Raw genomic sequence first — 24167 nt, forward strand, 5'->3', positions numbered from 1 at the left:
GGCAGCGTGGTCGACGGGGATCGTGCGGTCCAGCGATCCGGCAGTGCGGGCAGTAGTCCCGGACCGGGCCAGAAGGCGGAACTGTCACCGCCCGGTCTCCGAGGACGCCGCTCCCCCGGATCCACCTGCGCCTGTCTCCAGGGGCCTACCGGCCTGCGCCCACGCCAGGATTCCGCCCCCGACGTTCGCGCCCTCGTACCCGCGCTGCAAGAGGTACCCGAGCACGCGGGCCGAGCGGCCACCCGAGTGACAGATGACAAACAGCTCGGCGTCGGGGTCGATCTCGTCGACCCGAGCGGGCACTTCGGCGAGAGGGATGTGGAGGCTCCGGGAACGTGCCCGTTCGCCCACTCGTCGTCTTCTCGAACGTCCAGCAGGATCCTGTTCGTCTCTGCCGTGAAATCGACCGGTAGGTCGGTGACGGGCACCGACGGAACATCCGACATAGTCACCCGTCCATGGTGGCACGCTGCCCCGGCGTGCGCCGCCACCCCGCAGTTTTCAACAGGTTATCCACAGGGCCCCGCGTTCCGCTCATCGTCGCCCAAATGTCGAGATAATTAACAATCCGAAAGATAATCCTTCGAGCAGCAACATGATTTGTGACGAGGTTCACTAACAATTCACTCAAAACGCCGAGTTCTCCACAGTTTCCACAGCCTCATCCACAGGTTGAGTGTTTGCTGGCAGGCTCTGAACCAGCGCGTTAGGCGACGCCTGTGGATAACTTCACGTCAACCGGAGACGACAACTCACAGGGTCCGATTTGCGGAAGACATCCCTTCGGTGCATCGCCGGAACGGTCAGTACACCGACCACTCCGACTGCGAGTACTCGAGGATCCGCGGCTGCATCAGGGTGGACGAGGGCATCTCCAATGGTGGGCGGTCGGGCGGGAACGTACGGGCGGCATCCAGCTCGTCCGCCGACAAGAAGCGACGGTCCACCGCAGGGTCCACCGTCACCGCCGGTGCGACGTCACCCGCTGCCCCCAGAAAGAAACCCCAGTCACCGAACGAGGGCACGTCGACGTGATAGGCCGCGGTCGTCACCCCTGCCTCGGCGATGCTCTGACCGATGCACCAGAACGAGCGGGGCGCGAAGTAGGGCGAGCCCGCCTGGACGACCATTCGGGCACCCGGCGCCAGGTGCCCGCGGATCAGCCCGTAGAACTCCACCGAGTACAGCTTGGCGGTTGCCGTCTCGTCCGGGTCCGGCATGTCGACGATGACGGCGTCAAACAGACCCGAATCCTCACGCAACCAGTTGAACGCGTCGGCTGTCACCACGGAGACCCGGTCGTCGGCGAAGGCGTTGCCGTTGAGTTCGGTGAGTCTCGGTTCCGTGCGCGCCAAATCGATCATCCGGGGGTCGAGTTCGACGAGGTGCACCGACTGCACATCGCGGTACTTCAGCACCTCGCGTAGTGCCAGACCGTCGCCACCGCCCAGGATCAGGACGTTGTCCCGCTTTTGCGCCAGCGCCGGGTGCACCAGCGACTCGTGGTATCGGTACTCGTCCACGCTGGAGAACTGCAGATCGCCGTTGAGGAAGAGTCGGGTGTCCTCGCCGTCGGGGAGGCCGCGATTGGTGATCACGATGTCCTGGATCGGGGTTCGGTCGGCCAGCACGATCGGGTCGCGATACAGCGCCTGCCGTGCGTTGACCTCGAAGGTGTCGGCATAGAACATCGCCGCCATCAACACCGCGACCACACCGACCGACCCGGCCCCCAATGCCAGCATGCGGACTCGACCGAGGTCTCGGCGGAACACGATGAGTACAAGAGCGGCTCCGGCAACGGCGTTGATCATGCCGACCACGAGCGCGCCGCGGATCTGGCCGAGCAACGGCAGCAACAGGAACGGGAACGCCAGGCCGCCGAGCAACGCGCCCACGTAGTCGGCGGCGAACAGATCGGCCACCGCAGACCCTGCCGACTGCTCCCTGATGTGTTGGAGCAACACCATCAGCAGCGGTATCTCGGCGCCGATCAGCATTCCGAGCACAAAGGCAACCACGACGAGCGACTGTGTGTAGAGCGACAGATAGGCGAACGCCCCGTACAACGCCAGCACCGAGAGACCACCAAGCAGAGCCAGCACCAGCTCGATGACTGCGAAGCTGACGGCGGCCCGGTTCTGCAGAGGTTTTGCGGCCAGCGATCCGATGCCCATCGCAAACACCATCACCGACAACACGATTGCGGCCTGCGTGGCCGTGTTCCCGATCAGGTACGACCCCAGCGTGACGAGCGCGAGCTCGTAGACCAGTCCGCAAGCGGCGCAGATGAACACCACCGCCAGGAGCGCTGACCGTGCTGCCCGGCGTAGTGGCGGCGGCGCGGTGGTGTCGGGTGGGGCGGTGGATGTGGCCAATGGAGCGGACTACAGCAGAGACGCGGCGATGATCAGTCCGGCACCCACGTGAACCGTCGCGGAGACCCAGACGGCGGGGTGCGGTCGATCATCCATCAACACCTCGCCCAGGTCGCCGGGTGAGAGGGCGTCGACGAGGATGAAGCCCAACGCCATCACGAAGATCCCGATCACCGTGTAGATCAGGGTGTACAGCAGTCCTTCACCGAGGTCGCCTTGGCTGGCGGTGATCGCCGCGACGATGATGATCGCCACCGCCAGGGTGTTGCTCGCCACCAGGATGCACGCGTTCCGGTTGCGGTCCACCCAGACCTGTTGTCGCAGCTTGCCCGGCGTCACCAGGTCGACGGCGACGAACCCGAGGATCATCAGCAACACGCCTACGCAGCTGTACGCCGCAGCCGATACGACGTTGTCGCGCAAGATCTCCCACTCCACTTTGTCTCCCACCTGTTGTTTTCTGCGCTACTTGCCGGAACCGCCGCCGCCACCCCGATAGTCGGAGCCGCCACCGGAAAAATTGGGACGTGAGACCCAGAACCCACCGATGAACCCGCCGTAATGGCGGTACCCGGATTCGTAGTCGTCGCTGAGCATCACGCGGGTATTGTTGTTTTCATAGGGAAAGAGGCCCACGAGGTAGTCGGGATACTGCATGAACAACCCGCTCGTGGGCACCCCGGCGACGGTCTGGGTCGCCTGACGTTGATCGGCCGGTCTCTGGGCACCGCGGATCTGGCCGGCGACTTGCTCGGGGGTGCCGTCGGCGATGTACGCATCCACCGATCCTTCGTCCAGGTTCGGCGCCCGGTCATAGTTCTGTTGGATGTAGCTGCGCGCGCTGGTGGATGCCACCCCGCCGGACACACATGAAAAGGCAAGCAGCGCAACAGCCACCAGGACGATGGCGGCGATGATTCCGTTACGGATGCGGTTGAGGGGCTTGCGGTTGTAGCCGCCCGCATCGTGGTCGTAGGTCATCAACGCACCTGCACGAGGCTCGAGGTGATCACCACGTCGCCCGTCTGGGGATAGGCGTGCCAGGTGTCCCAGCGGATCCGGTCTCCGAGGTCGGCGGCGATGATCGCGGTGAAGGCATCGGGACTGCCGGGATAGTGCCCGATCAGAGCATGCGGTCCTGTCGCCCGATCCGAGATCTGGGCGCCGAGCACGGAGAGGGACCGTGCGTTGTGGCGTTCGGTTCGCGCCCGGAACGAGACGGTGGGCGTTTGCAACGTCGACGGTAGTTCTCGGTGCTGTCCCGGGAGGCACGCCAGGGTTTCGACGGTTTCGCCGAGTGCGGTCACCGCGCTGACCTGGTGGCTTGCGCCCAACAACCGCAACGTGAGGTCTGCGTTGTCGAATTGGCAGCGAACGGTGGACAGAGCGGGCAGCAACGGCTCATCGAAGGACAGCGCCAGCTGGTCGGCGCTGGTGTCCGAGTACGGCACCGCGAGAATCGCCTGCATGCTCAGCTCGGACCGGTGTCTGCGGGAAAGATGCGGTACTCGGCGCGGGCCAGGACCTGTCCCCGCGCGCATTCCCACCCCGACCCGAAGTCCTCGAAGGACAACCGGGCGTCACCGGCCGAATAGTCGTGATACGACATGTTTCCGGTGGCCAGGCCGGTGGTTCCGGCGCTGGTGAACCTCGCCGACCCGGTCTCGTCCGACGAGTATCGGCGGCCGTCGACCTCGACCGACTCGGGCCCGGGGGAAACGGTGACACCCTTGAGTTCCTCCCACAGCACCACCTCGAGGTCGGGGTCCTCCTCCACCGACACCCACGCCTTGCGGCCGGTTCCGGTGTCGAGGAAGTTCTCGGTCCACGAGAAGCCGCTCTGCGAGAGGGTCAGGGTGCCCCGGACCGCGAACATCTCCCCGCGGATCTCCACCATGTCGCCGGGCTTGAGCACGCGAGGATCTCCACGGACGGCGTCGTCGTCGGCACTCGAGAACGGATCCCGCGGAGCGTACGCGCGGTCGCGAACCGCCTTGGTCTCGGCTGCCTGGCGCTCGCGACGTTTCGCGATTGTGTTGAACAGCATGATCACCGCGATGATGGCCAATATCGCGACGATGATGATCAGCAGCGACTCCATGCGATGAACCTATCCAATTCGGACAGGTCCCGTGCCGCCAGGACCACTCGGTCGGCGTCTAGAGGCCGATCCGCATCCAGTGCGCCCTACGCTCGGCAGCGGCCAGCACACCGGTGACCACGCCATCGAAGGTCTCCGCAGCCATCGTCGACATACGACTTTCGCTGTGCGACACACCCCCGGTCAGCCGGGTCAGCAGCGGCTTCGGTGAGGCGATGATCTCGAGTTCGGCGTCGGGGAAACGTTCTGCCAGTACCGACCGCAACACTCCGATTCCGTCGACGAGGCCCACATCGGCAGCAGCGCGGCCCACCCAGACGTCGCCGCTGAACAGCTCGGCGTCAGACCCGACCAGTTTGGCGCCACGGCGCTGGCGCACCCAGGTGATGAATGCGGCATGCAGGTCGTTCTGGAGACCGTGGAGCCAGGCGACGTCTTCGGGCTTCTCCGCGGAGAACGGATCAAGACGCGATTTGTTCTCGCCTGCGGTGTAAACCCGCCGTTCCACTCCCACCCTGCCCAGCAGCTCGGGAGCACCGAAACCCGACGACACCACGCCGATCGAACCGACGATCGACGTGTGCGCGGCGTAGATCTCGTCGGCCGCACAAGCTATCCAGTAGCCGCCCGATGCCGCCGCGTCTTCGCAGAACGCGATTACCCGAATGCCCTTCTCAGAGGACAATTGGCGGATGCGTTCAGCGATGTACTCCGACTGTGCGGGCGAACCACCTGGGGAATTGATGACAAGAACGACTGCTTTGAGCCGTTCGGTCTCGAATGCGCGCCTGAGTTTCGGTTCGAGGTTGTCGGCGGTCAAGCCGCCGCGTGCCATCCCCACCGAGCCGATCGGACCCTCCAGGCGCACCACTGCAACCTTGTCGGCGTGTGCCTTGGCCATCTTCTTGGCGAGCTGCTTGATCGGACCCATCCCTCAACAATATGCGCGTGTACGCCGGTGGCAGCCGAACATCGACTCAGCCGGAACGACAAAGGCGCGTGACCGGTGCCGGACTCACGGCGGTCGATGTCAGACTGTCGTCATGGGACACCGCTACGGAGTGAGTGATCGATGACGATCCGCTGGCTCAGCGCCTTTCTCGACTTTCCTGCCGACAGCTTCAGCAACGAGGTGACGTTCTGGCGAGCAATCGCCGGTAGTACGGTGTCGCCTGCCCGAGGACCGGACCGCCAGTTCGCATCTCTGGAGCCGTTCAACGGCGACCCGCACCTGCGTGTTCAACGGGTGAAGGACGGACCCGGCGGCGTCCATCTCGATCTGCACGTCGACGACATCAAGCCGGCCACTGCGCACGCCAAATCGCTGGGCGCCCACATCGTCTCTGCAGCAAGCGAATTGGTGGTGTTGACCTCGCCCGCCGGATTCGGGTTCTGCCTTGTGCCGTGGAACGGAGAACACGAACGTTCCCGGCCCATCCGGTGGCCCGGTGACACCATCAGCATCATCGATCAGCTGTGCATCGACATACCGGCGAAACTGTATGACGCCGAATGCGACTTCTGGGCCACGCTCACCGGCTGGCCGTGGCGTCAGGGCGTGATGCCCGAATTCCGTAATCTGCGACGTCCGAAGGAGATGCCGCTACGGGTGCTGCTCCAACGGATCGGCTCATCCACGATCGGCGGTCATCTCGACCTCGCCAGCACCCATCCCGAGGAGGAGGTCGCTCGGCACGAGGCTGGGGCGCCAAAGTGGAGCAGCACCACCGGTTCTGGACCGTGATGTCGGACCCGATCGGTCGTCGCTACTGCATCACCCATCGCAACCCGCGGTCGGGTGACCTGACACACTAGCCGCCGGTCGGTCCAGACGGCGACGAAGGAGACGCGCACCGTGGAGCAACCGGGGTACGACGCAATGGCGGACCTGTATGCCGCAACGTTTCCTCATCCGTTCCTGACCCCCCTCGAAGAACACGCCGTCGCGGCGTTCGCCGACACGGTCCGGGACCGTGGCGCCGATGGACCTGTTGTGGATGTCGGGTGCGGGCTGGGACAGGTCACCGCATTTCTGGCCGAACGAGAGCTGGCGTCGATCGGCATCGATTCCAGCGAACAGATGCTGGCTCGGGCGGCGCGCCAGTTCCCACATCTCGATTTCGTCAGAGGTGATGCCACGCTCGATCAACTCGGTGGCGACTTGCCGATCGCTGCCATCCTGGCGCGTTTCAGCCTGATCCACATACCGCCCGAGAATGTCCCGGATGTGCTGCGCTGCTGGTCCTCCCGGACTTCGGCGGGCGCCCCCGTCCTGGTGGCGTGTCAGATCAGTTCGCACACCGGGCAAGTCGAGCAGTTCGACCACAAAGTGGCGCCCGCCTGGCGATGGCACCCCGATCGATTGGCAGCGGCCCTGTCCGACGCCGGATTCGACGAGGTGTGGCGGGCGGTGAGCCAACCCGACGATCAGCACCGATTCGCTGAGGTCCACATGCTTGCCACACGGCGATGAGAACGCAGCCGCAGCAGAAGTCTTGGCAGACCGGGCGGTGGGGCGTCTTATTCTTGCCTCGTGGCCTTCGAATTGATCGGCGGAATCGAGAAACGGGCGATCGTCCTGGTCCCGTACGACGATGCCTGGCCCCAAGCCTTCGAGCGAGAGCGTCGCCGTATTGCGGCCGCGCTCGGTGAGGTGGCCATTCGGATCGATCACATCGGATCGACGTCGATTCAAGGTCTGGTCGCAAAGCCCGTCATCGACATCGACCTGAGCGTCGCCGACCCCGATGACGAGGCCAGCTACCTGCCGGCCCTCGAATCAGCCGGCTACCGTCTTCGCGTGCGTGAGCCCGGACATCGAATGGTGCGCACGGCAAGCCTCGACGTGCACGTACACATCTGTCGCAGTGGAAGCGATTGGGAACGTCGGCACCTCCTGTTCCGAGATTGGTTGCGCCACGACGCGCGCGATCGCGAAGCCTATGGCGAACTCAAAAAAGTCCCTGGCTCAGCGCGATTGGCAAGACATGAACGCCTACGCCTCGGCCAAGGGGCCCCTCATCGAAGAGATCACCGCGCGGGCTGCAAAGTGGGCCGAACACGGCGCATGGCGTGGGCTGGAGGAATCTTGACCATCGCCGACTATCAGGTCACTGACGCCGACCGGCGCCCGTTGCCACGGTCGTACCGAACCGAACCTCGCCATCTCGGCTATCGCGACGACGATCTCACGAAACCTTCTGCGGGCTACCTGGACTCGATGATGCAGCCCGTTCCGTCGCACGTCGACAAAGCGCTGAGAACCGGCCCGGAACCCACGGCTGGAGGCTACGAGGTCGAAGACGTCGCTGCGCATCTGTCGGCGCCGCGATACACACCGATGGAAACCGGTTGGACCCGAACCTCGGCGGGAACACTTGTGGTGTCGTGCCTGACCGACATGCCCGATGTCACGGCAGAGATGTGGGACTGGTGGTTCGGATGGCATGGCTCCGACAGCGCACGTTACAAGTTGTGGCACCCTCGCGCCCATGTCTTCGCAGCGTGGGGAGATGATCGTAGTTCCCAGCGGCACCTGACGGACACGGAGCGCTACATCGGGAACGTGTCATACGTCGACGAGTACATCGGATCCACCCTGTCGCACTTCGCAATCAGGTTCGTCGAACCGAGCACGCTGGGTTTTGCCCCCAGCGCAGGTACCACCCACATCTGCGCCCGCATCGGTACAAGCGACTTCCCGGTGGTTGCTGGGTGGTTTGTCCACCAGGTCCGCCCCACCGATCGCGGTAGTGAGATGAGATCCCGCTTCTTTCTGGGACGCGCCGAAATCCTCGACGTACCAGCGAATTCCACATCACGACCCATGAGCACCCGGTTGCTCGCAAATCCAATGGGTCACCGAGCACTTGCGCCTGTGGTCGCCACAGTCGGGCGTAGACGCACCAGCGCACAGCTCGCTCGGGATCTTCTCCGCCACTGTGCCGAAGAGATGAACCACTTGGCTGCGTTCTTACCGAGACTCTTCACCGAGTTCCGCGATGTGCCTTGATCATTGCGTTGTCGGCAAAGGATTTCTGATTCGCGGGCACAAGCAGCTGACTCGTGCATGCCCTCACCAACACATCGCGGCCGAACGTCAGGCTGGATCTTGACGTAGCAGTTGCATGCGACTGGCCAGCCGAAACGCATCGGGCCGTCGAGTGGCGCCCTCAAGGAAGGTCGCGAGTTCGTGAATGGACGTGAAGTGGACGCACACATCGGCATCGACAAGCACATCGACCAGATTGATGAAACGTTGCTGAGCCTCGAGATCGGCGTCTCGAAGCAAGGGGACGTCGGTAATCGTCCAGGTGGCGAATGCCCGCATCCATTCCAGGTATTCGATTGTCGATGTCGGGGAATCGCAGATCTGGCTGAAAGAAACCCACAGGTGAGCGGGGCGCGTCGCAAGGACCGGGAAGTGGCGGCCGCGAACTTCCGCCGTTGTGGCCTCGCTGCGTAGTGGAAGCACCACTGGCGTTCGCGTAGTCCAGGTGCCGGCCGCGAAGCCGACTGCGTGATCAAACCGGAGCGACCGGTAGTCGGTAGGACCGTCTAGATGGAAGAGCTCCATATTCGTCTTGATCAGTTCGATGCCGGGCTCAAAAGTGTGATGCCAGACAGGGTTCGGCAACAAGTCCTTTGGTGCATAGTTGGAGGTTGCGAGCACAGTGATTCCACGACGGAACGCGTTCTCGAGCAACCGTGTGAGCAAACGTGCGTCGCCGGAATCATGGACGTGCAACTCGTCGAAAAACAGCAACCTGCCCGCGCCAGTTACTTCGTCGATTGCCCGGTCCACAGCCTCCCGTTCGGTGCGGTGATCGTGGATGTTGCGATGGAGCTCGTCGAAGAAGCGGTGGAAGTGAATACGGGTCTTCTGGGTCGTAGGCACTGCTGCATAGAGCGCGTCGGTCAGCCACGACTTACCCCTGCCGGCGTCGCCATAAATGTACAGGCCACGAGGCGTTGATTGGCGTCTCTGCTTCTTGTTAGCTGTTGCTGCAACGCAAGCGAGTCGATCAAGGAGTCGCCGCTGGGCGGCGTCCAGAGTGAACCCGGCCCGCATTGCCGATGCATCGACCGCCGTAACGAGCTGCTGCTCTGAACGCACGTTGGAAGTGTCCCATGTCGGCGCCGCATGCCAGAGTGGTGGAGTGGACAAGAAGCTAGACCGCCGGTGGAACCACAACATTCACTACTACGACATCGCTTTGGCGGCGGCGCCGATGGCCAGAACGGCTCTCGATGTTGGAACCGGCGACGGACTTCTCGCCGCCCGCCTCGCCGAGAACGTCGATGAGGTCACCGGTATCGATTCTGACAGTGAGACGCTGACCAACACGCAGAAGAACGCCTCCGCCGATGTCACGTGGATTGCTGGAGACGTACTGACGTACCCACTCCCCGAAGGGCACTACGACCTCGTCACCGCAGTAGCAACCGTCCATCACTTCCCCGACCTCGCGGCAGGACTCGGACGGCTCGCGCGCCTCACAGCTCACGGTGGCACCCTGGTAGTCATCGGCTGCGCACGCAGCTCGACCGCGCAGGACTACGTCTTGGAACTCGTGGGCGCCATACAACACCAAGTGCTGTCTCGCAGGCGCGGCTACTGGCAACACAATGCTCCGGTGCAGATGCTCTTTCCGCACACCTATACACAGGTCAAAAGCATTGCCACAGCCGTACTACCAGGCCTGAGCTGGCGCCGCCTACCCTTATGGCGCTACGCGATCACTTGGCAAAAGCCGAAGTCGGACTTCTGAGCAGTGCGCCGACAAACACTTGGACAACGACTTGCCCGTGCCGCTCTGTCTCGATCCTCACCGGCGAGTCCGGACACGCACGGTCGGCGAGGTATGCGCACTCTTGTGCGCGGCTGCTCTTAAAATGAGGTGTCCGAGGTGCGACGTGCCTCACCGTCCGAGGAAGTGGCACATGAGCTTTGACCGCCTGGAAGAGATCGTCAACGAAGCCCGTGGTCACGGGTGGTTCGTCGAGGGGTCCGCGAACGCCGAGCAACTTGCCTTCCTCAAGGCCCTGGCTGCCAGGCAAGAAACACGTCGAATCGGCGAGATCGGTTTCAACGTGGGGTTCTCGAGCTACGCCTTCCTCAGTGCCAACCCTCTCGTTCATGTCACGTCGTTCGATCTGGCCGAACACGAGTACGTGTCAATGGCCAAGGAACACGTCGACGCGGAGTTCCCGGAGCGCCACACGCTGATCGCCGGCGATTCGCGCCAGACGATTCCGCTGTTCGCCGACTCGGAGACCAACGGCACCTTCGATTTGATCTTCATCGACGGTGGGCACACGTACGAGGTTGCCTCCGCCGACATCTCCAACATGAAGCGCCTGGCCCACGAGGGCACCGTGCTCATCTTCGACGACCTGCTCCCGCACAAGCCGTGGGGCGAGGGGCCCATCCGTGCGTGGCGCGAGGCAATCGAAGCCGGAACCGTGCTGCAAACAGGCCTGTTCCAGGATGGTGTTGAGGTCGAGGCGATACGCCCTGACGCAGCTCGAGGCTGGGCAGTTGGGCGCTACGCCTGAAGGCCAGGCAGCGATATAGACCGATGACGACGAAGAGCCCGACTCTGCGGGTAGCTGCGGCGCAACCCGTCACCAAGACCGACGACCTCCGCGCGAACGCCCTGGCCCACGCCGACGCCGTCCGGCGTTGCCGTGCACAACTTGTTGTGTTCCCGGAGATGTCCCTGACCGGGTACAGCATGGAAGCGCAGGCCGTCGACGTCGATGACCCGGCGTTGGATCCACTGGTGGAAGCATGCGAGGAGACGGGCTCGATCGCGCTGGCGGGCGCGGCTGTTCCTCACTTGTCCGGACGGGCCATCGGAGTCTTGGCGGTGGCGGGAACCGGCGCCCAAGTCGTTTACCGCAAAGTGCACCTCGGAGGCCCCGAGGTCGGGGTGTACGTACCGGGAACGACGGTGGCTGTGGTGGAGGTTTCGGGATGGCGTGTCGGCATCGGGATCTGCAAAGACACCCGCATCGACGATCACACCAGCGCCACCATTGCCTCGGCGATCGATTTGTACGCTGCCGGTCTCGTGCACGGACCACACGAAGTGGACCAATTCGATGTCCGCGCGCGCCGTATCTGCGCCCTGGGCTCGGTTCCAGTGGTGTTCGCGGGTTTCGCCGGTCCGACTGACGGCGGATACACACAGACTTGTGGAGGGTCGGCCATCTGGGATGCCAACGGCCACTGCGTGATCCAAGCGGGTGATCAACCCGGGGAACATGTGAGCGCCGAACTCACTGCGTAAATCGGGGTTGCACTCCGACATCGAGCTCACACTCGATCAGTCTGAGAGGCCCCCGCATCTCATCCGCGAAGTCATCACTATGTCGGACGCGGGGAACGCTGGTCGCGGTCACACTATTGGCATGCTCACCAACAAGTTGACCATGAACCTCGTAGCCGATGCGGCACTCATGATCGTGGGACTTGTGCTTTTGCTCTTCTTTCGCGACAGCGAGTTCTGGTGGTTCCGTGGCCAGCCGCTGGGTATCGTCCTGCTGATCTTGGGCGTCATCGGCATCGCCTCGGCCGTCTGGGGAGCAAAGAAACCTCAGCGTCGCTGACCTGCAGACGACTGCTCGAGTTTCCTACTGCTATCACTTCCCCTTTCATCGTATCGCGGAGATGGGGGCTTGCGGCAAGACCCCGTTTGTCGTGCACAATCGCCCGGCAACCGACACGCGGAGGGGTTCTTGATGGCAGATATGGCCGATACGCCGGAACGTTTTGTGGTGCACGAGTCCGGGGCCTACTTTCACGGCACCAAGGCCGACCTTCGGGTTGGGGACTACCTCGTGCCCGGTCATCGCTCCAATTACCGCGACGACCACATCTCGAACTACGTCTACATGACGAAGGTGTTGGACGGCGCGGTGCTGGCAGCGGAAATGGCCGTGGGCGATGGGCCCTGCCGCGTCTACATCGTGGAACCCGAGGACGACGTCGAGGACGACCCCAACGTCACCGACAAGAAGTTCCCCGGGAATCCAACTCACTCCTATCGGAGCGCGCAGCCGGTGAAGGTCATCGGCGAGATGACCGACTGGGTAGGACATTCCCCTGAGTACCTTCGTCAATTCCGCGCCGGACTGGACGCGCTCCGACGCCGCGGAGATGCAGTCCTCTACGACTAGCGGCCGTAATCTCGGTCAACCGGGGACGAGCACGTTCACAGTTCCCTGGAAGATCGCCATGAGCGTCAACGGTTTGCCCGTCCCGTACGTCGCGGCGAGCAGGTATCCCATCGCACACTCCCCCGGTGTTGGTTTCGAGTCCGAGCCGCTCCCCCAGTGGGCGGTTACTCGTTGTTGTTCCGCAACAACTTTGCCGACCTCTTTGGATTCGACACCCCGGTGCCCGCGTATCAGGCGATGACTCCTTCGGGTTGCCGGCGCAAATATCCAATGCCCAGTAGCGCCGGAGATCTCGATACGATGCGCTCGACGCCAGGACCCCTTGAACACCAGCAGTTCATACCGAACCTCGTCGAGGGCCAGGTTGTTGCGGCTGGCGTCGCCGTCCATGGAGAGGTTGATCGACGCGGTGGGAATCGATTCGCCACTGACCACAACGCGGCCATCGTCATCACGATCCAACAGGATCAGACCGTGGTGAGAGTCCACCAACTCCTGAGCAGGCATAGCCCATGCTATGCCGAATCATGTTGTTTCAGCGCCGCTTAACTCCGCCGGCGCGGCCTCAGGAGTTTCACTCGTTCGAACGACGCGAGAACCATCCGGACCCAGTAAAGGCCCCCACGGGAGCGGCGTCGACAATCCTCTCATCGACCGACTGTTGCCAAGCCGATGCCGCGATACTTTGATGCCCGGAGGAGGAGATACCGACATGGGGCTCATCAGGTCATACACCCGGTTCAGCGACGCTGAGCTGCACGAGATCTACCTGCAGGATACGACCGAGGACGTCGTCGGGTTCGTCAATGGTCTCCGCGATGCCGATCCGACCATCACGGTGGACATCGACAAGGCTTTCGAGGCTCTCGGTCTCATGTTCGACCGCTCCGGACTGCCGGTGAATCCTGTTGTCGGTCACGGTTCCATGCCCGGCGACATCAACTTCAGTGAGGGGATTCTTCAATCGGCTGGTCGATTTCAGTGCCCGGGTGGGCGGCACAACCGCAGGCGGACGGAATCGGTTGCGCCGCGCCACAAACGAGTCCCACCCTCACCGCAACGGGAAGTGAAGAGCTGGTGAAGTCGACGTTGATGACTCCCGGGGCCAAGTCGACGAACCTAGGGTCAGGTTCATGAAAAGAACCATGACAAAAGCTTCCTTGGCGGCCCTCACCGTAGCTGCGGCCGGTGTGATCAGCGTGCTGGGAGCTCCTGCTGCGTCGGCCAATTCGTTCTCCCCCAGCACCCAGGGTGGAACCGCCAGTTACAACGACGGTGACGATCAGTTCTGCGCGTTCGCCTGGAATGCCGAAGGGGTCCGGACTGTACGGGTGACGCTGACCGCGATCAGCCGCTCGGGTCCCGGACACGACTTCACCGAGCGAAACACCTACGCGGGCGGCGGCGCGGGCAACACCTGCCGCAGCCTGGCCACCGCGTACGAGGACACCCAGTACAAGGCCGTGATCCGTGGTTACTGGGGTGAGAAAGGCACCACCGAGACCAAGACGGTCTACTTCTACAGCTGACGTCGGGCGTACGTCGACACGACAATCTTGAAAATACTCCGCCATTCGCAACCCCGATGCGTTTGGCGGCTTCGTCGTGCGGCCGCTCGCCATGCACGAGCTTTATGAGTACTTGCTCGTCGGCATTCGCCCGAACTACTGTGCTCAGTCATGGACAGGACGAGCCATGCCTGAACTGGTACTCCGGCGAGCCGAAGAGCGGGATACGGTCCGGCTGGTCGAGGTCTGGCGCGCCGCAGTAGAAGCAACCCACCACTTCCTCTCCCCCTCGGATGTCGACGGGTACTCAGAGCGTCTGGCAGCAGAGTTCTTTCCGATGGTCGAACTCGTGGTCGCCGAATTGGGCGGCCGCGTAGCCGGTTTCAGTGGCACCACCGACGGTCGGCTCGAGATGTTGTTCGTCGATCCCACAACACACGGCCGCGGAGTGGGTACAGCGCTGCTGGATCGAGCCGTTCAGGCGCAGGGCAACATCGATGTCGACGTGAACGAACAGAACTCGGACGCAGTCGCGTTCTACAAACGCCGCGGATTCGAGCAGATCGGGCGATCGCCGCTCGATTCAGACGGTCGACCGTTTCCCCTTCTGCACTTGCGGCGAAACATCGGGTAGATCACCCGATGACACATCGACGACGGCCGGCAAAGCTCTCAGCGTGCGTCTGACACGTCGATCTTCAACGTCCTCGTTTTGCGTCGTACAGTGCCGCGTCCGCCTGCTCGAGAAGGTCGGAAATGGTTGTGGCACCGGCATCCTCGGTGGCGAATCCGACGCTCGCCTCGGGAACCACAGACCGGAGCTGCTCGATCACGTCTGATGCAGATGCCTGTCCGGTACCGGCGATGAGAAGAGCGAACTCGTCGCCGCCGAGGCGGGCGAGAACGGCGCCTTTCGGGACCACCGAACTCCACCGCTGGGCATACTCGATCAGTCGTTGATCGCCCACCTGGTGCCCCAGAGAGTCGTTCACATTCTTGAAATCGTCGATGTCGAATACCGCGACCGTGATGGTGGCGCGGGCTGATCGTGCGCGCGCGAGTTGTTCGGTGGTCGCGATCTCCCACCCGGCCCTGTTCAGCACGCCTGTCAGTGGATCGGTGCACGCGATGGTGACGAGTGACCGTGTCACCAGCCCGAAAGATTCTGCCGCTCCGACGATCGCGACGGCGAAGACGACGTAGGTGATCCCGAGCTTGTGCGCCGGCCCGATCGCCAGGGCCACGCACGTCGCGGCGGTGAGGAAGATGACCATCATCCACGCGCGCTTGGGCGGATAGAACGCCCGGATGTACATGGCCAGGAACATCACTGCGATCAGGCAGGGGAAGTCGTAGATGATCGAGTTGTGGAATGCGATGACCACCGGCGTCGCGATCATCGCCGCGACAAGCGCGGGAGCCAGCCTTGCGTGAGCGAACGCCACGTAGATCAGTGCGCCTACTCCCAAGACAACAGCGATCATGCCGCCGGTGGGGTTCGCGAGCTCGTCACTCCTCGGTGAGATCCGGTTGAGGAACACCCCGACGAAGTACAAGAACGTTGTGGCGGCCAGGTAGATGCGGAGTACACGGACCTTCTGCTCGCGCAACATCTGACCGGCTGATCCGGACACGAGAGCGAAACGGTTCACGATGACCCCCAGCCTGTTCGGTTCGTTCCCGCCAGGACGACGTTATCGCGGAAGCGAGTCCGGTGCCCGGGGCACGGGCGGCTGCCAGTCGGCGACGCCAGGTGCAGGCCCGGGAACTCGCGACAACTCTGGCAGCGAGCGAACGGCGCGACTCAGACGGTGATCGTGTGATGCCGACCCAGCGGCAACATCAACGGCTTCCCTGATGTGGGATCGGTGATTACCTGACTCTCCAGACCGAACACCGCGCGAACGGTGTCCTCGGTGAGAACCTCTGCGGGTTTCCCAGCGGCATGAAGTGTTCCGTCGGCCAGTGCGATCAGGTGGTCGGAGTACCGGGCCGCCATGTTCAGGTCGTGCAAGACCATGACGATGGTGGTGCCCCGTTGTTGGTTGAGGTCGGTCAGGAGGTCGAGGACCTCGATCTGGTGACTGACATCGAGAAACGTCGTGGGTTCATCGAGCAGCAACAGATCGGTGTGCTGGGCCAGGGCCATTGCGATCCACACCCTTTGGCGTTGTCCACCGGAGAGTTCGTCGACCGGCCGATCGGCGAGAGCGGATGTTTCTGTTGCATCGAGAGCCTCTGCGACCGCCGTATCGTCCTCTTTGCTCCACCTCGCGAACATGCCCTGATGTGGGTGGCGACCACGTCCAACCAGGTCCGCGACCGTGATGCCTTCGGGCGCGATCGGCGATTGCGGCAACAACCCGAGCGTGCGGGCCAACTGCTTGGCGGGAGTCCGATGTACCTCTTTGCCATCGAGCACCACGCGGCCGGTGCGGGGTGCCAGCAACCGCGACATCGACCGCAACAGGGTCGATTTGCCGCACGCATTCGCCCCGACGATCGCCGTGACCTGCCCCGGAGGGATGGTCAGGTCGAGCTTTTCGATGACGTTCCTGTTGCCGTACCCGAGTGTCAGATTCTCGATGGTCAGCGAGTGTGTGGTGGTCACAGTGAGCCGCCTCCGCGGTTGGTGCGGATGATGAGGTAGATGAGGTAGGGAGCGCCCATCACACCGGTGATGACGCCCACCGGGTATCGCGTGTCGAGCGCGAACTGACCGACGAAATCCGCCACCAGTACAAGCAAGGAGCCGACGAGCGCGGACGGGATGAGGAGCGAGCCGTTAGGTCCGACCAGCCTGGCCGCAATCGGTCCCGAGAGGAAGGCGACGAATGCGATCGGGCCCGCGGCTGCCGTGGCGAACGCGATGAGGCCGACCGCGGAGACGATGACGATGAGTCGGGTGCGGTTGACCCGCACCCCGAGCGCTGACGCGGCGTCATCGCCGAGCTGCGTCATCGCGAGATTGCGAGTCTGGCTCAGCAGGATCGGGGTGAGCACCACCAGGGCGACGAGAACCGGGATCGTCTCGGTCCACGACGTTCCGTTCAGACTCCCGGTCAGCCAACGCGTCGCCTCCTGCAGATCCCACTCGGCAGCCTGGTCCAGGAGATAGTCGGTGATGCTGAGCAGCATTGCGGCAAAACCGATTCCGATGAGAATCAGCCGGGTGCCCACCACGCCGCTCTTGAACGAAAGGACATAGATGAGCACCGCGACCGCGAGGCTGGAGACGATCGCAAAGATCGACACCTGGGTGGCCCCGAGGGACAGGGTCACGATTGCAAAGGTGGCCGCGGCGCTCGCACCGGCGCTGATACCGATGATGTCCGGACTGGCCAGCGGGTTGCGCAACATGGTCTGAAAGGCGATGCCGGAGAAACCGAAACACAGACCGGCAGCGACCGCGAGCACAGCGCGAGGCAGACGCAGTCGTCCGACAGTGAATGTCGCACCCTGCACCTGCTCGCCCAGAATGACTTTCAGGACGTCGCCGGGAGGGTAGTACGTGTGCCCCACCATCAGGCTGACCGCGAATCCGATCACGATCAGCACGGCGAGCACCGCGATCACGGCTTGACGTCGACGACCACGGCTCTGCCGGCTCTCGGCGATCGACTCTGCTGTCACGACAGGCACACTCACAACGCGCCCACCTTCTGGCGTCGCACGATGTAGATGAAGAACGGCGCACCGATCAGGGACGTCAGGATCGCCACGTCGATTTCCGCGGGGCGGGCGATGATCCGGCCGAGCACATCGGCGCCGGTCAACAGCGCAGCGCCGGTGATCGCCGAGAACGGCAGCAGCCAGCGGTGGTCCACACCGACAATCAGTCGACACGCGTGGGGTACCAGCAGTCCGACGAACGCGATCGGACCGGTCACGGCAGTCGAAGCGCCACAAAGGATCACCGCACCCAGTGCCGCGCCGCCGCGGACCAGGGCGACACGCTCACCGAGCCCAGCGGCCAGATCGTCTCCCAACGCCAACGAGTTGAGACCACGCGCCGACAACAAGCAGATCAAGAAACCGACGGCGAGGAACGGCAGCACACGTTCGATGCTGTCGAATGTGCCGCCGCCGACACCGCCCACCCGCCACGACTGCACCACATCGGCAGTGTCGTTGCGGCCCAGCACAAGTGCGGTGACCAGGGAGAGCAGAGCCGCAGATGTCGCGGCGCCCGCCAACGCGAGCTTGAGCGGGGTGGTCCCGCCGCGCCCGAGTGATCCCACGGTGTAGACGAAGATTGCAGCGAGAGCAGCACCGACGATGGCGACCCAGATGAAGCTGGTCGACGACGTGAGCCCGAAGTAGGAAAGACCGATGACCACGGCAAGCGAGGCCCCCATGTTGACGCCCAGAATGCCAGGATCTGCGATGGGGTTTCTGGTCACGCCCTGCATGACCGCGCCAGAGACGCCGAGGGCGCCACCGACGATCATCGCCAACAGCGTTCTCGGAATACGTTTTTCGACAGCAGCCTGCTCGATGCTCCCGTCGGTGCCGTCGAGCGCGCCCATGACATCAGCCCAACCGACGAACCGCGAACCGACCTTGACCGACAGGATGGCCAACACCACGAGCACTGCGACCGCGATCAGCAGCCACAGTGCTCGAACCCTTCTCGGGCGCCGCACTGCGGCGGCGCCCGAGAGGGCTGGGGAGGGTTCAGCCTTGCGCAGTCGGCTAGGTGTCGCCTGCTTGTCCGTCGTCACGACTTGTGGGTCACTGAACCTTGCCTGAAGCCTGCGCAAGCATCGACAGGTAGTCGTCGAGGACCCATGAGATCGACAGCGGCGTCGGGTTGGCGGCAGTGCCCAGAGGGTCACTGCTCGGCAGGGTGACGATCGCGTCGGAGGCGACAGCCGGCATCTTCGACAGCAGCGGGTCGGCCTTGAGCGCGTTGACGAGATCGGCGCCGCCATAGGTGACGATGACGTCCACGTCGTTCAGCGCGTCCACCTGTTCGGCGCTCTGCGACAGCGAGAACTTCTCGGTGCCGGCCGACGCGGTCGCGATGCTCGGCGGGGTCGCCATTCCGAGGTCTTCGAAGAACGCGGCGCGGGTGTCATGCGTTGTGTAGAAGCTGACCTCGCTGAGGTCGGTGGTGTCGACGTGGGTGAGGAACATGACGTTCTTGCCGGCGATCTGGGGATGCTCGGCAGCTGCGTCGGCGATCTCCTTCTCGAGCTGGGAGACGAGTTCTTTGCCCTCGTTCTCCTTGCCGATCGCCTTGCTGTTCAGCTCGATGGTCTCGCGCCACGGTGTGCCCCAGGCGGTCACCGGGTAAGCGACCACGGGAGCGATCTCACTGAGGGTGTTGTAGTCCTCCTGCGTCAGGCCCGAGTAGCCGGCGAGGATGACGTCGGGCTGCGTGTTCGCGACAGCTTCGAAGTCGACGCCGTCGGTCTCGTCGAACAGCACCGGCGTGGGTGCCTTGAGTTCCTGGAGCTTCTCCTCCACCCACGGGAGCACGCCATCGCCGTCGTCGTCACCGAAGTTGGCCGCCGCCATACCGACCGGCACCACCCCGAGCGCCAAGGGCACCTCGTGGTTGGCCCAGTTCACCGTCGCGACGCGCTCGGGCTTCTCGTCGATCGTCGTGGTCCCGAGTGCGTGTTGGATGGTGATCGGCGTCCAGTCGCCGTCCCCTGACCCGTTGTCGTCGGACGACGACGAGCACGCTGCGAGCCCGGTGGCCAGAAGCGCGGCCGCAGTCAATGCGACCAATCGTGATGCGCGAGGCATGGTTCCCTTTCGATCGTGATACCCCATTCCACCGACCGCGGCGGCGCCGAGGATCGGTCACCGAACGTCCGCGCGTGTTCATCTGTGTACAGCAGCGGGACCCTGATCGGAGAACGGATTAGGTTTGCCTAAGTAACGTTAGGGTCCGCTGTCCTCGTTTGCAATCGAGCAAATGCGACACCAAATGTCGCGAAACGGACATGCGCGCTCGGTCGAGTACCTTGATGGATCGATACCGAGCGGGATGCATCTTTCGGTCGGGCGCATCGTCCGCGCTGCGGCGAACGTGATCTAGTCACGACGGGTTGGGTTAGCTCCGTGAAGGTTCGATGACTGCAGGGCGATACTCGGTTCGGCCTTTTCGTGATCCATGCAGTATGCGCACGCAGGCCCAGATCGCCTCCGCATCCTCATCCTCATCCAGCGGTGGGGTTTTCAGTCCGTTGAAGACGTCCATCACCACTGCGGGGTTTGGACGATAGGACAAGCCCATCGCCTCTGCGAGGTACCAGGTGTCGACGACTATGTCACTGATGAGCGTCGCGCAGATCGCGCCGAGGTCTACCTGTACTCCGTTGATGCGCGAGCCCGCAGCGGAAGTCTCCAAAGCCGCCAACGCGATCTCGATCGCCCGAGCCGTTTGGCGATATCGCGTGTCGAAGCCGCCCCCGTACAGATTCACCACACTGGCTAACGCGGATCGGTCCACCAGCCGCGTGCGCGATTGTCGGGAGGATTCGGGTGCAATTGCCGCGGCCGCGCGAATGTTCCGGTTCAGGAGGTCTACGTACAGGTCGCCGATGTCGCAGCCTGCTAGGTGTGTGGGACTCCGAAGATCGCCTTGCGTTACCTCTGACAGGTACCCCGCGAGGTCTTCGGTGACTGAATGCAAAGTGGAAACCTCCACAGCGGTGTCCTTCCGGTTAGACCAGTTCGTGATGTTCACAAGCGCCGAGGCATTCTGAATGCGCAGGAACTGGCTGAGCGTGACTAGATTCGAGGCAAGAGAGCGCGTGTCGATCGTCTACCACGGTAGAGCATTAATCGTCTACCACGGTAGACGATAGGCGGGAGGTTGTCCATGGCTGGTGCAGTCGATCCGTCTCGCGGCCAGCAAGATCTGGGCGCACTGATGGCTCGGATCCTGCCGCGGCTGGCTGCCATGGAAGAGCCCGTCTTGCGTGCCGCGGGGCTTTCCATGTGGGAGTACGCAATTCTGACCGAGGTCGCCACGAGTATCGCCGTGTCGCAGAGAGAGCTGTCGCTTCGAACCCGCCGAGATCCCACACGGTTGGGGCGCCATATAGACGAGATGGTCTCGCGGGGACTTGTGACCCGGGAACGGTCACGAGACCAGCGGCAACGTGCCGTCGGCATAACGCCGACCGGACAGAAACTGCTCCAGCGCGTGCAGATGGAAATCAGTGCGGTGGAGAATGAGCTCCTCGCCTCCGCCATGTCGTCCACCGACGCTGCACACTTTCGCCACCTACTCGCTCAGCTGGCCGCCGCGTGTGAAGAGCCGCGCCCCGCTTCGTAGGGCGGTCGCCAGACGCTGACGGGTGGGCGGGGTTGTCAGAGCCCGGACGGGCAGTCTCCGCCCTAGCCGAGAGCGTTCTGTGCCCCCGACTCCAATCGGCCCCACAGGCAGGGCCGCGGTACCCAACGTGACTTGGTTTGTGCTGCAACAAGTCCCACTCAGCCAAACATAGGCGTTCAACCACCACAGCTCAGCCCGGTCGCATGGTCACGACCCTTGACGACGCACTTGCATTTTGCAAGTATGGTCCTCATGAGCCTCTTCATCACCTGCCCCGTCGAAAACGTCGAGCGCACGACCGCCTTCTACACAGCCCTCGGATGGACCCTCAACGCCGAAATGTCCGACCACAACGTGTCGTGCTTCGCGATTGCTCCCGAGCAGTACGTCATGCTCGGCAGCCGCGAGATGTACGCGAGCGTCGGCGGCGTCGAAGAGCTGATTGGCGGACCCCAGACCCCCTCGAAAGTCACGGTTTCGTTCGACCTCGACAGCCGCCAAGCGGTCGACGACCTCGTCGAGCGCGCCGCCGCGGCCGGCGGGCGAATCGGTGACACCGACGACTACCCCTTCATGTACCAGCGCCAGTTCGACGATCTCGACGGTTACCACTACTCGCCGTTCTGGATGAAGCCGGACGCCGACCCGGCCACATGAGCGACCTCGCCGCTGCCCTCGACATCGTCGGAGCACGGTGGGCCCTGCTCATCGTGGAGCGGCTGCTCGACGGGCCACAGCGGTACGGCGATCTGCAGCGCGACCTCGGCGTCCCGACGAACATGCTCGCCACCCGCCTACGCGAGCTCGAAGCCGCCGGCGTACTGATCCGTCTTCCCCTGCGGCACAACACCCGGGCCTACGCGCTGACCGATCGCGGGCTTGCGTTGCGCGAGGCAATCGTCGCGTTGGGACGCTGGGGCAAGAATGACGCCTGACACACCTCTGACACCGTCCGGGCCCGAGAATGGGCTACAACCGCTGACGTTACCTGAAATCCAATCTCGACTCGATAGGCTGCGGCGCAACATATTTCGCTACCAGAGGCAACCGGTCCGGGGTGGTACGAACTGACTGGTGCGTCAGTCGACCAACCCACTCAGATGTGAGAGCACGTGAGCAAGATGCGTATCCAAACGCGCGAGGAGGTCCGTGCGCGCGTTGTCTCGGTTCTGCCAGTGGCGAAGCTCCGCGACAAAGACGGCATGACATGCCGCGCCGACCACCATCGGGACATAATCGCCCACACCCTTGCCGGTTCGGGTGGCCACAAAAGAGACGATTGGCAGCTTCCAGGCCTCCCAATGAGCGTGCGCGCCGGCGTGTAGATCCGCGGTGGTATCCAGGAGCCGAAAGCGTTCCAGCCACACGTCGCTGCTGAACACCGCTTCACGTGTCGACTCGAGGACGGCGGTACGCACGGAGTCGAGCACATCGTCTGAGTCCGACTCCGCCAGAGTTCGAGTCAGCCGTTCGATCGTCGCGTCGAACTCCAGCCAGATCACACCCGATTTGGACCCGAAGTAGCGAAAGAACGTGGTACGTCCGATGCCCGCAGCTGCGACGATGTCCTCAACGCTCACCTTCTCGTAGCCGCGCTGCAGCATCAATGCGACAGCCACCTGCTCCACGTAAGCCTTCGACGCCGCCGGCGGGCGCCCCGGCTGGCGTCGTTGAGTCTCCATGACCCCAACCTATGCGGGAACAGCCCGATCACTCGACTCCGACGTCCGTGGCGGCGTATTGTGGTACCGAGTACCAATACTATGAATCCGTACCGGAGCGTCTCGACAAAACGCCGCCGGGACCGACACCGCGCTCGCGGTGATCTGAGCATCGAAGGAGTTTTGAAATGGGAAAGTTGGACGGCAAAGTCGCCATCATCACCGGAGCGGCACAAGGCATGGGAGCAGCGCATGTGCGGCGGTTCGTCGCAGAGGGCGCCAAGGTTGTGTTCACCGACGTCAATGATGAAGGTGGTAACAAACTCGCCGCGGAACTCGGCGACAGCGCACACTTCATCAAGCATGACGTCACCTCACTGGATCAGTGGCGTGCAGTCGTCACCGAGACCGAGAACACTTTCGGCCCGGTGAACATTCTGGTGAACAATGCCGGAATCCTCGGACCTATCGAAGACGTCGTCGAGATCGACCCCGACGCCTACTTGAAAGTTGTTGCGGTGAACCAACACTCACAGGTATGGGGCATGAAGACCGTGATCCCGTCGATGCGCAAAGCCGGCGGCGGCGCCATTGTCAACATCTCTTCAACCGCCGGCATGGTTTCCATTGTCGGTGCACCCAACCTCGGCTACGTGGGCAGTAAGTTCGCCTCACGAGGCATGACCAAACAGGTTGCCGTCCAATTCGGGCCTGAACAGATCCGGGTCAACTCAGTGCACCCGGGCTACATCAAAACACCGATGATGGAAGCTGCCACCGACGCCGACGGCGGCGGTATCTCGGCAACCGTCCCGCTTCGCCGGATGGCCGAACCTGACGAGGTCTCCAGTCTTGTGCTGTTCCTCGCTTCCGACGACTCCTCGTACATCAGCGGAATGGAGCATGTCATCGACGGCGGACTGACCGCCTCCTGATCATCAGTCGCAGAAGGGGTCGTTACCTGGTCGGCCGCGCGCACGACTCCTCACGCGGGATGCCCCCGGTGTAGCCGGAACAATCTCTGGTCCGGCTACCTGA

The 24167-nt window shown here is 63.2% G+C and carries 29 protein-coding genes and 2 pseudogenes; 15 read left to right on the forward strand and 16 right to left on the reverse strand.

Features of this window, described 5'->3' with window-relative positions:
* Positions 1–84 precede the first annotated feature (84 nt).
* The 7 genes and pseudogenes from W823_RS34770 to W823_RS34800 all read right to left on the reverse strand — a co-directional run bounded on the left by W823_RS34770 (position 85) and on the right by W823_RS34800 (position 5410).
* A pseudogene (locus W823_RS34770) lies at positions 85–446 on the reverse strand (rhodanese-like domain-containing protein).
* 357 nt (positions 447–803) lie between these two features.
* Positions 804–2378 (reverse strand): polyamine aminopropyltransferase, encoded by a 1575-nt coding sequence (locus W823_RS34775; protein WP_023955015.1) that lies wholly within the window; start codon positions 2376–2378, stop codon positions 804–806.
* A 9-nt stretch (positions 2379–2387) separates the two neighbouring features.
* Positions 2388–2828 carry a DUF350 domain-containing protein gene (locus W823_RS34780; protein WP_023955017.1) on the reverse strand — a complete coding sequence of 147 codons (441 nt, stop codon included), beginning with the start codon at positions 2826–2828 and terminating at the stop codon, positions 2388–2390.
* A 15-nt stretch (positions 2829–2843) separates the two neighbouring features.
* Complete coding sequence (locus W823_RS34785) at positions 2844–3359, reverse strand: DUF4247 domain-containing protein (protein WP_023955019.1); 516 nt, start codon at positions 3357–3359, stop codon at positions 2844–2846.
* Entirely contained in the window at positions 3359–3847 is a 489-nt protein-coding gene (locus W823_RS34790; RefSeq protein ID WP_023955021.1) for a DUF2617 family protein, read from the reverse strand. The genes W823_RS34785 and W823_RS34790 overlap by 1 nt, the downstream gene beginning before the upstream one ends.
* A gap of 2 nt (positions 3848–3849) precedes the next feature.
* Entirely contained in the window at positions 3850–4479 is a 630-nt protein-coding gene (locus tag W823_RS34795; protein ID WP_023955023.1) for a DUF4178 domain-containing protein, read from the reverse strand.
* Positions 4480–4537: 58 nt separating this feature from the next.
* Entirely contained in the window at positions 4538–5410 is an 873-nt protein-coding gene (locus W823_RS34800; RefSeq protein ID WP_023955025.1) for a S49 family peptidase, read from the reverse strand.
* A gap of 141 nt (positions 5411–5551) precedes the next feature.
* Between W823_RS34800 and W823_RS34805 the strand changes: the two are divergent.
* From W823_RS34805 to W823_RS58330, 3 genes and pseudogenes are all read left to right on the forward strand, one after another.
* Positions 5552–6294 (forward strand): annotated as a pseudogene (locus W823_RS34805) (VOC family protein).
* 40 nt (positions 6295–6334) lie between these two features.
* The gene (locus W823_RS34810) at positions 6335–6952 is read left to right on the forward strand and encodes a trans-aconitate 2-methyltransferase (protein WP_023955027.1); all 618 of its coding nucleotides are present in this window, start codon (positions 6335–6337) and stop codon (positions 6950–6952) included.
* Between the two features lie 60 nt (positions 6953–7012).
* The gene (locus W823_RS58330; RefSeq protein WP_051406342.1) at positions 7013–8491 is read left to right on the forward strand and encodes a DAPG hydrolase family protein; all 1479 of its coding nucleotides are present in this window, start codon (positions 7013–7015) and stop codon (positions 8489–8491) included.
* An 87-nt stretch (positions 8492–8578) separates the two neighbouring features.
* Here W823_RS58330 and zapE read toward each other — a convergent pair whose 3' ends face one another.
* Positions 8579–9595 carry a cell division protein ZapE gene (zapE, locus tag W823_RS34820; RefSeq protein ID WP_031331376.1) on the reverse strand — a complete coding sequence of 339 codons (1017 nt, stop codon included), beginning with the start codon at positions 9593–9595 and terminating at the stop codon, positions 8579–8581.
* A 43-nt stretch (positions 9596–9638) separates the two neighbouring features.
* On the opposite strand from zapE, the gene W823_RS34825 reads away from it, so the two are divergent.
* The 5 genes from W823_RS34825 to arr all read left to right on the forward strand — a co-directional run bounded on the left by W823_RS34825 (position 9639) and on the right by arr (position 12663).
* The gene (locus tag W823_RS34825) at positions 9639–10250 is read left to right on the forward strand and encodes a bifunctional 2-polyprenyl-6-hydroxyphenol methylase/3-demethylubiquinol 3-O-methyltransferase UbiG (RefSeq protein ID WP_023955033.1); all 612 of its coding nucleotides are present in this window, start codon (positions 9639–9641) and stop codon (positions 10248–10250) included.
* Between the two features lie 172 nt (positions 10251–10422).
* Positions 10423–11037 (forward strand): O-methyltransferase, encoded by a 615-nt coding sequence (locus W823_RS34830; RefSeq protein WP_023955035.1) that lies wholly within the window; start codon positions 10423–10425, stop codon positions 11035–11037.
* 23 nt (positions 11038–11060) lie between these two features.
* Positions 11061–11774 carry a carbon-nitrogen hydrolase family protein gene (locus W823_RS34835; protein WP_023955037.1) on the forward strand — a complete coding sequence of 238 codons (714 nt, stop codon included), beginning with the start codon at positions 11061–11063 and terminating at the stop codon, positions 11772–11774.
* A 121-nt stretch (positions 11775–11895) separates the two neighbouring features.
* Positions 11896–12093, forward strand: coding sequence for a hypothetical protein (locus tag W823_RS58335; RefSeq protein ID WP_023955039.1), 198 nt, complete (start codon positions 11896–11898; stop codon positions 12091–12093).
* A 141-nt stretch (positions 12094–12234) separates the two neighbouring features.
* A complete protein-coding gene (gene arr / locus W823_RS34845; RefSeq protein ID WP_031331377.1) occupies positions 12235–12663 on the forward strand; it encodes an NAD(+)--rifampin ADP-ribosyltransferase in 429 nt (142 codons plus the stop codon).
* A gap of 15 nt (positions 12664–12678) precedes the next feature.
* Here arr and W823_RS34850 read toward each other — a convergent pair whose 3' ends face one another.
* Entirely contained in the window at positions 12679–13152 is a 474-nt protein-coding gene (locus W823_RS34850; RefSeq protein ID WP_235189398.1) for a hypothetical protein, read from the reverse strand.
* A gap of 223 nt (positions 13153–13375) precedes the next feature.
* Between W823_RS34850 and W823_RS34855 the strand changes: the two genes are divergently transcribed.
* The 3 genes from W823_RS34855 (at position 13376) to W823_RS34865 (ending at position 14805) form a co-directional block, all read left to right on the forward strand.
* Entirely contained in the window at positions 13376–13744 is a 369-nt protein-coding gene (locus W823_RS34855) for a DUF1877 family protein (protein ID WP_023955045.1), read from the forward strand.
* A 64-nt stretch (positions 13745–13808) separates the two neighbouring features.
* Positions 13809–14192, forward strand: a complete 384-nt coding sequence (locus W823_RS34860) for a hypothetical protein (RefSeq protein WP_051406343.1) — start codon at positions 13809–13811, stop codon at positions 14190–14192.
* Between the two features lie 166 nt (positions 14193–14358).
* Positions 14359–14805, forward strand: coding sequence for an acetyltransferase (locus W823_RS34865; protein WP_023955049.1), 447 nt, complete (start codon positions 14359–14361; stop codon positions 14803–14805).
* Between the two features lie 64 nt (positions 14806–14869).
* On the opposite strand, the gene W823_RS34870 is transcribed toward W823_RS34865, so the two are convergent.
* The 6 genes from W823_RS34870 to W823_RS34895 all read right to left on the reverse strand — a co-directional run bounded on the left by W823_RS34870 (position 14870) and on the right by W823_RS34895 (position 20835).
* On the reverse strand, positions 14870–15823 hold the full coding sequence (locus tag W823_RS34870; RefSeq protein WP_023955051.1) for a diguanylate cyclase: 954 nt from the start codon (positions 15821–15823) through the stop codon (positions 14870–14872).
* A gap of 152 nt (positions 15824–15975) precedes the next feature.
* Positions 15976–16782, reverse strand: a complete 807-nt coding sequence (locus tag W823_RS34875) for an ABC transporter ATP-binding protein (RefSeq protein ID WP_023955053.1) — start codon at positions 16780–16782, stop codon at positions 15976–15978.
* Complete coding sequence (locus W823_RS34880) at positions 16779–17819, reverse strand: iron chelate uptake ABC transporter family permease subunit (RefSeq protein ID WP_023955055.1); 1041 nt, start codon at positions 17817–17819, stop codon at positions 16779–16781. The genes W823_RS34875 and W823_RS34880 overlap by 4 nt, the downstream gene beginning before the upstream one ends.
* On the reverse strand, positions 17816–18817 hold the full coding sequence (locus W823_RS34885; protein WP_023955057.1) for an iron ABC transporter permease: 1002 nt from the start codon (positions 18815–18817) through the stop codon (positions 17816–17818). Before W823_RS34885 ends, W823_RS34880 begins: the two co-directional genes overlap by 4 nt.
* 88 nt (positions 18818–18905) lie before the next feature.
* Complete coding sequence (locus W823_RS34890) at positions 18906–19928, reverse strand: iron-siderophore ABC transporter substrate-binding protein (protein WP_031331380.1); 1023 nt, start codon at positions 19926–19928, stop codon at positions 18906–18908.
* A 310-nt stretch (positions 19929–20238) separates the two neighbouring features.
* On the reverse strand, positions 20239–20835 hold the full coding sequence (locus W823_RS34895) for a hypothetical protein (protein ID WP_023955061.1): 597 nt from the start codon (positions 20833–20835) through the stop codon (positions 20239–20241).
* A 174-nt stretch (positions 20836–21009) separates the two neighbouring features.
* Here W823_RS34895 and W823_RS34900 point away from each other — a divergent pair, with 174 nt between their 5' ends.
* From W823_RS34900 to W823_RS34905, 3 genes are all read left to right on the forward strand, one after another.
* Positions 21010–21468 (forward strand): MarR family winged helix-turn-helix transcriptional regulator, encoded by a 459-nt coding sequence (locus tag W823_RS34900; protein WP_023955063.1) that lies wholly within the window; start codon positions 21010–21012, stop codon positions 21466–21468.
* A gap of 252 nt (positions 21469–21720) precedes the next feature.
* Positions 21721–22125: a VOC family protein gene (locus W823_RS0127940; protein WP_030167394.1), complete on the forward strand. Its 405-nt coding sequence runs from the start codon at positions 21721–21723 to the stop codon at positions 22123–22125.
* Positions 22122–22403 (forward strand): helix-turn-helix domain-containing protein, encoded by a 282-nt coding sequence (locus W823_RS34905; RefSeq protein ID WP_023955067.1) that lies wholly within the window; start codon positions 22122–22124, stop codon positions 22401–22403. Before W823_RS0127940 ends, W823_RS34905 begins: the two co-directional genes overlap by 4 nt.
* Before the next feature lie 144 nt (positions 22404–22547).
* Here W823_RS34905 and W823_RS34910 read toward each other — a convergent pair whose 3' ends face one another.
* The gene (locus W823_RS34910) at positions 22548–23150 is read right to left on the reverse strand and encodes a TetR family transcriptional regulator (protein ID WP_023955069.1); all 603 of its coding nucleotides are present in this window, start codon (positions 23148–23150) and stop codon (positions 22548–22550) included.
* 167 nt (positions 23151–23317) lie between these two features.
* On the opposite strand from W823_RS34910, the gene W823_RS34915 reads away from it, so the two are divergent.
* Positions 23318–24064, forward strand: a complete 747-nt coding sequence (locus W823_RS34915; RefSeq protein ID WP_023955071.1) for a glucose 1-dehydrogenase — start codon at positions 23318–23320, stop codon at positions 24062–24064.
* Positions 24065–24167 lie beyond the last annotated feature (103 nt).

Origin of the sequence: Williamsia sp. D3 (assembly GCF_000506245.1) — a bacterium.
In the GTDB taxonomy this organism is placed as follows: Bacteria; Actinomycetota; Actinomycetes; order Mycobacteriales; family Mycobacteriaceae; genus Williamsia; species Williamsia muralis.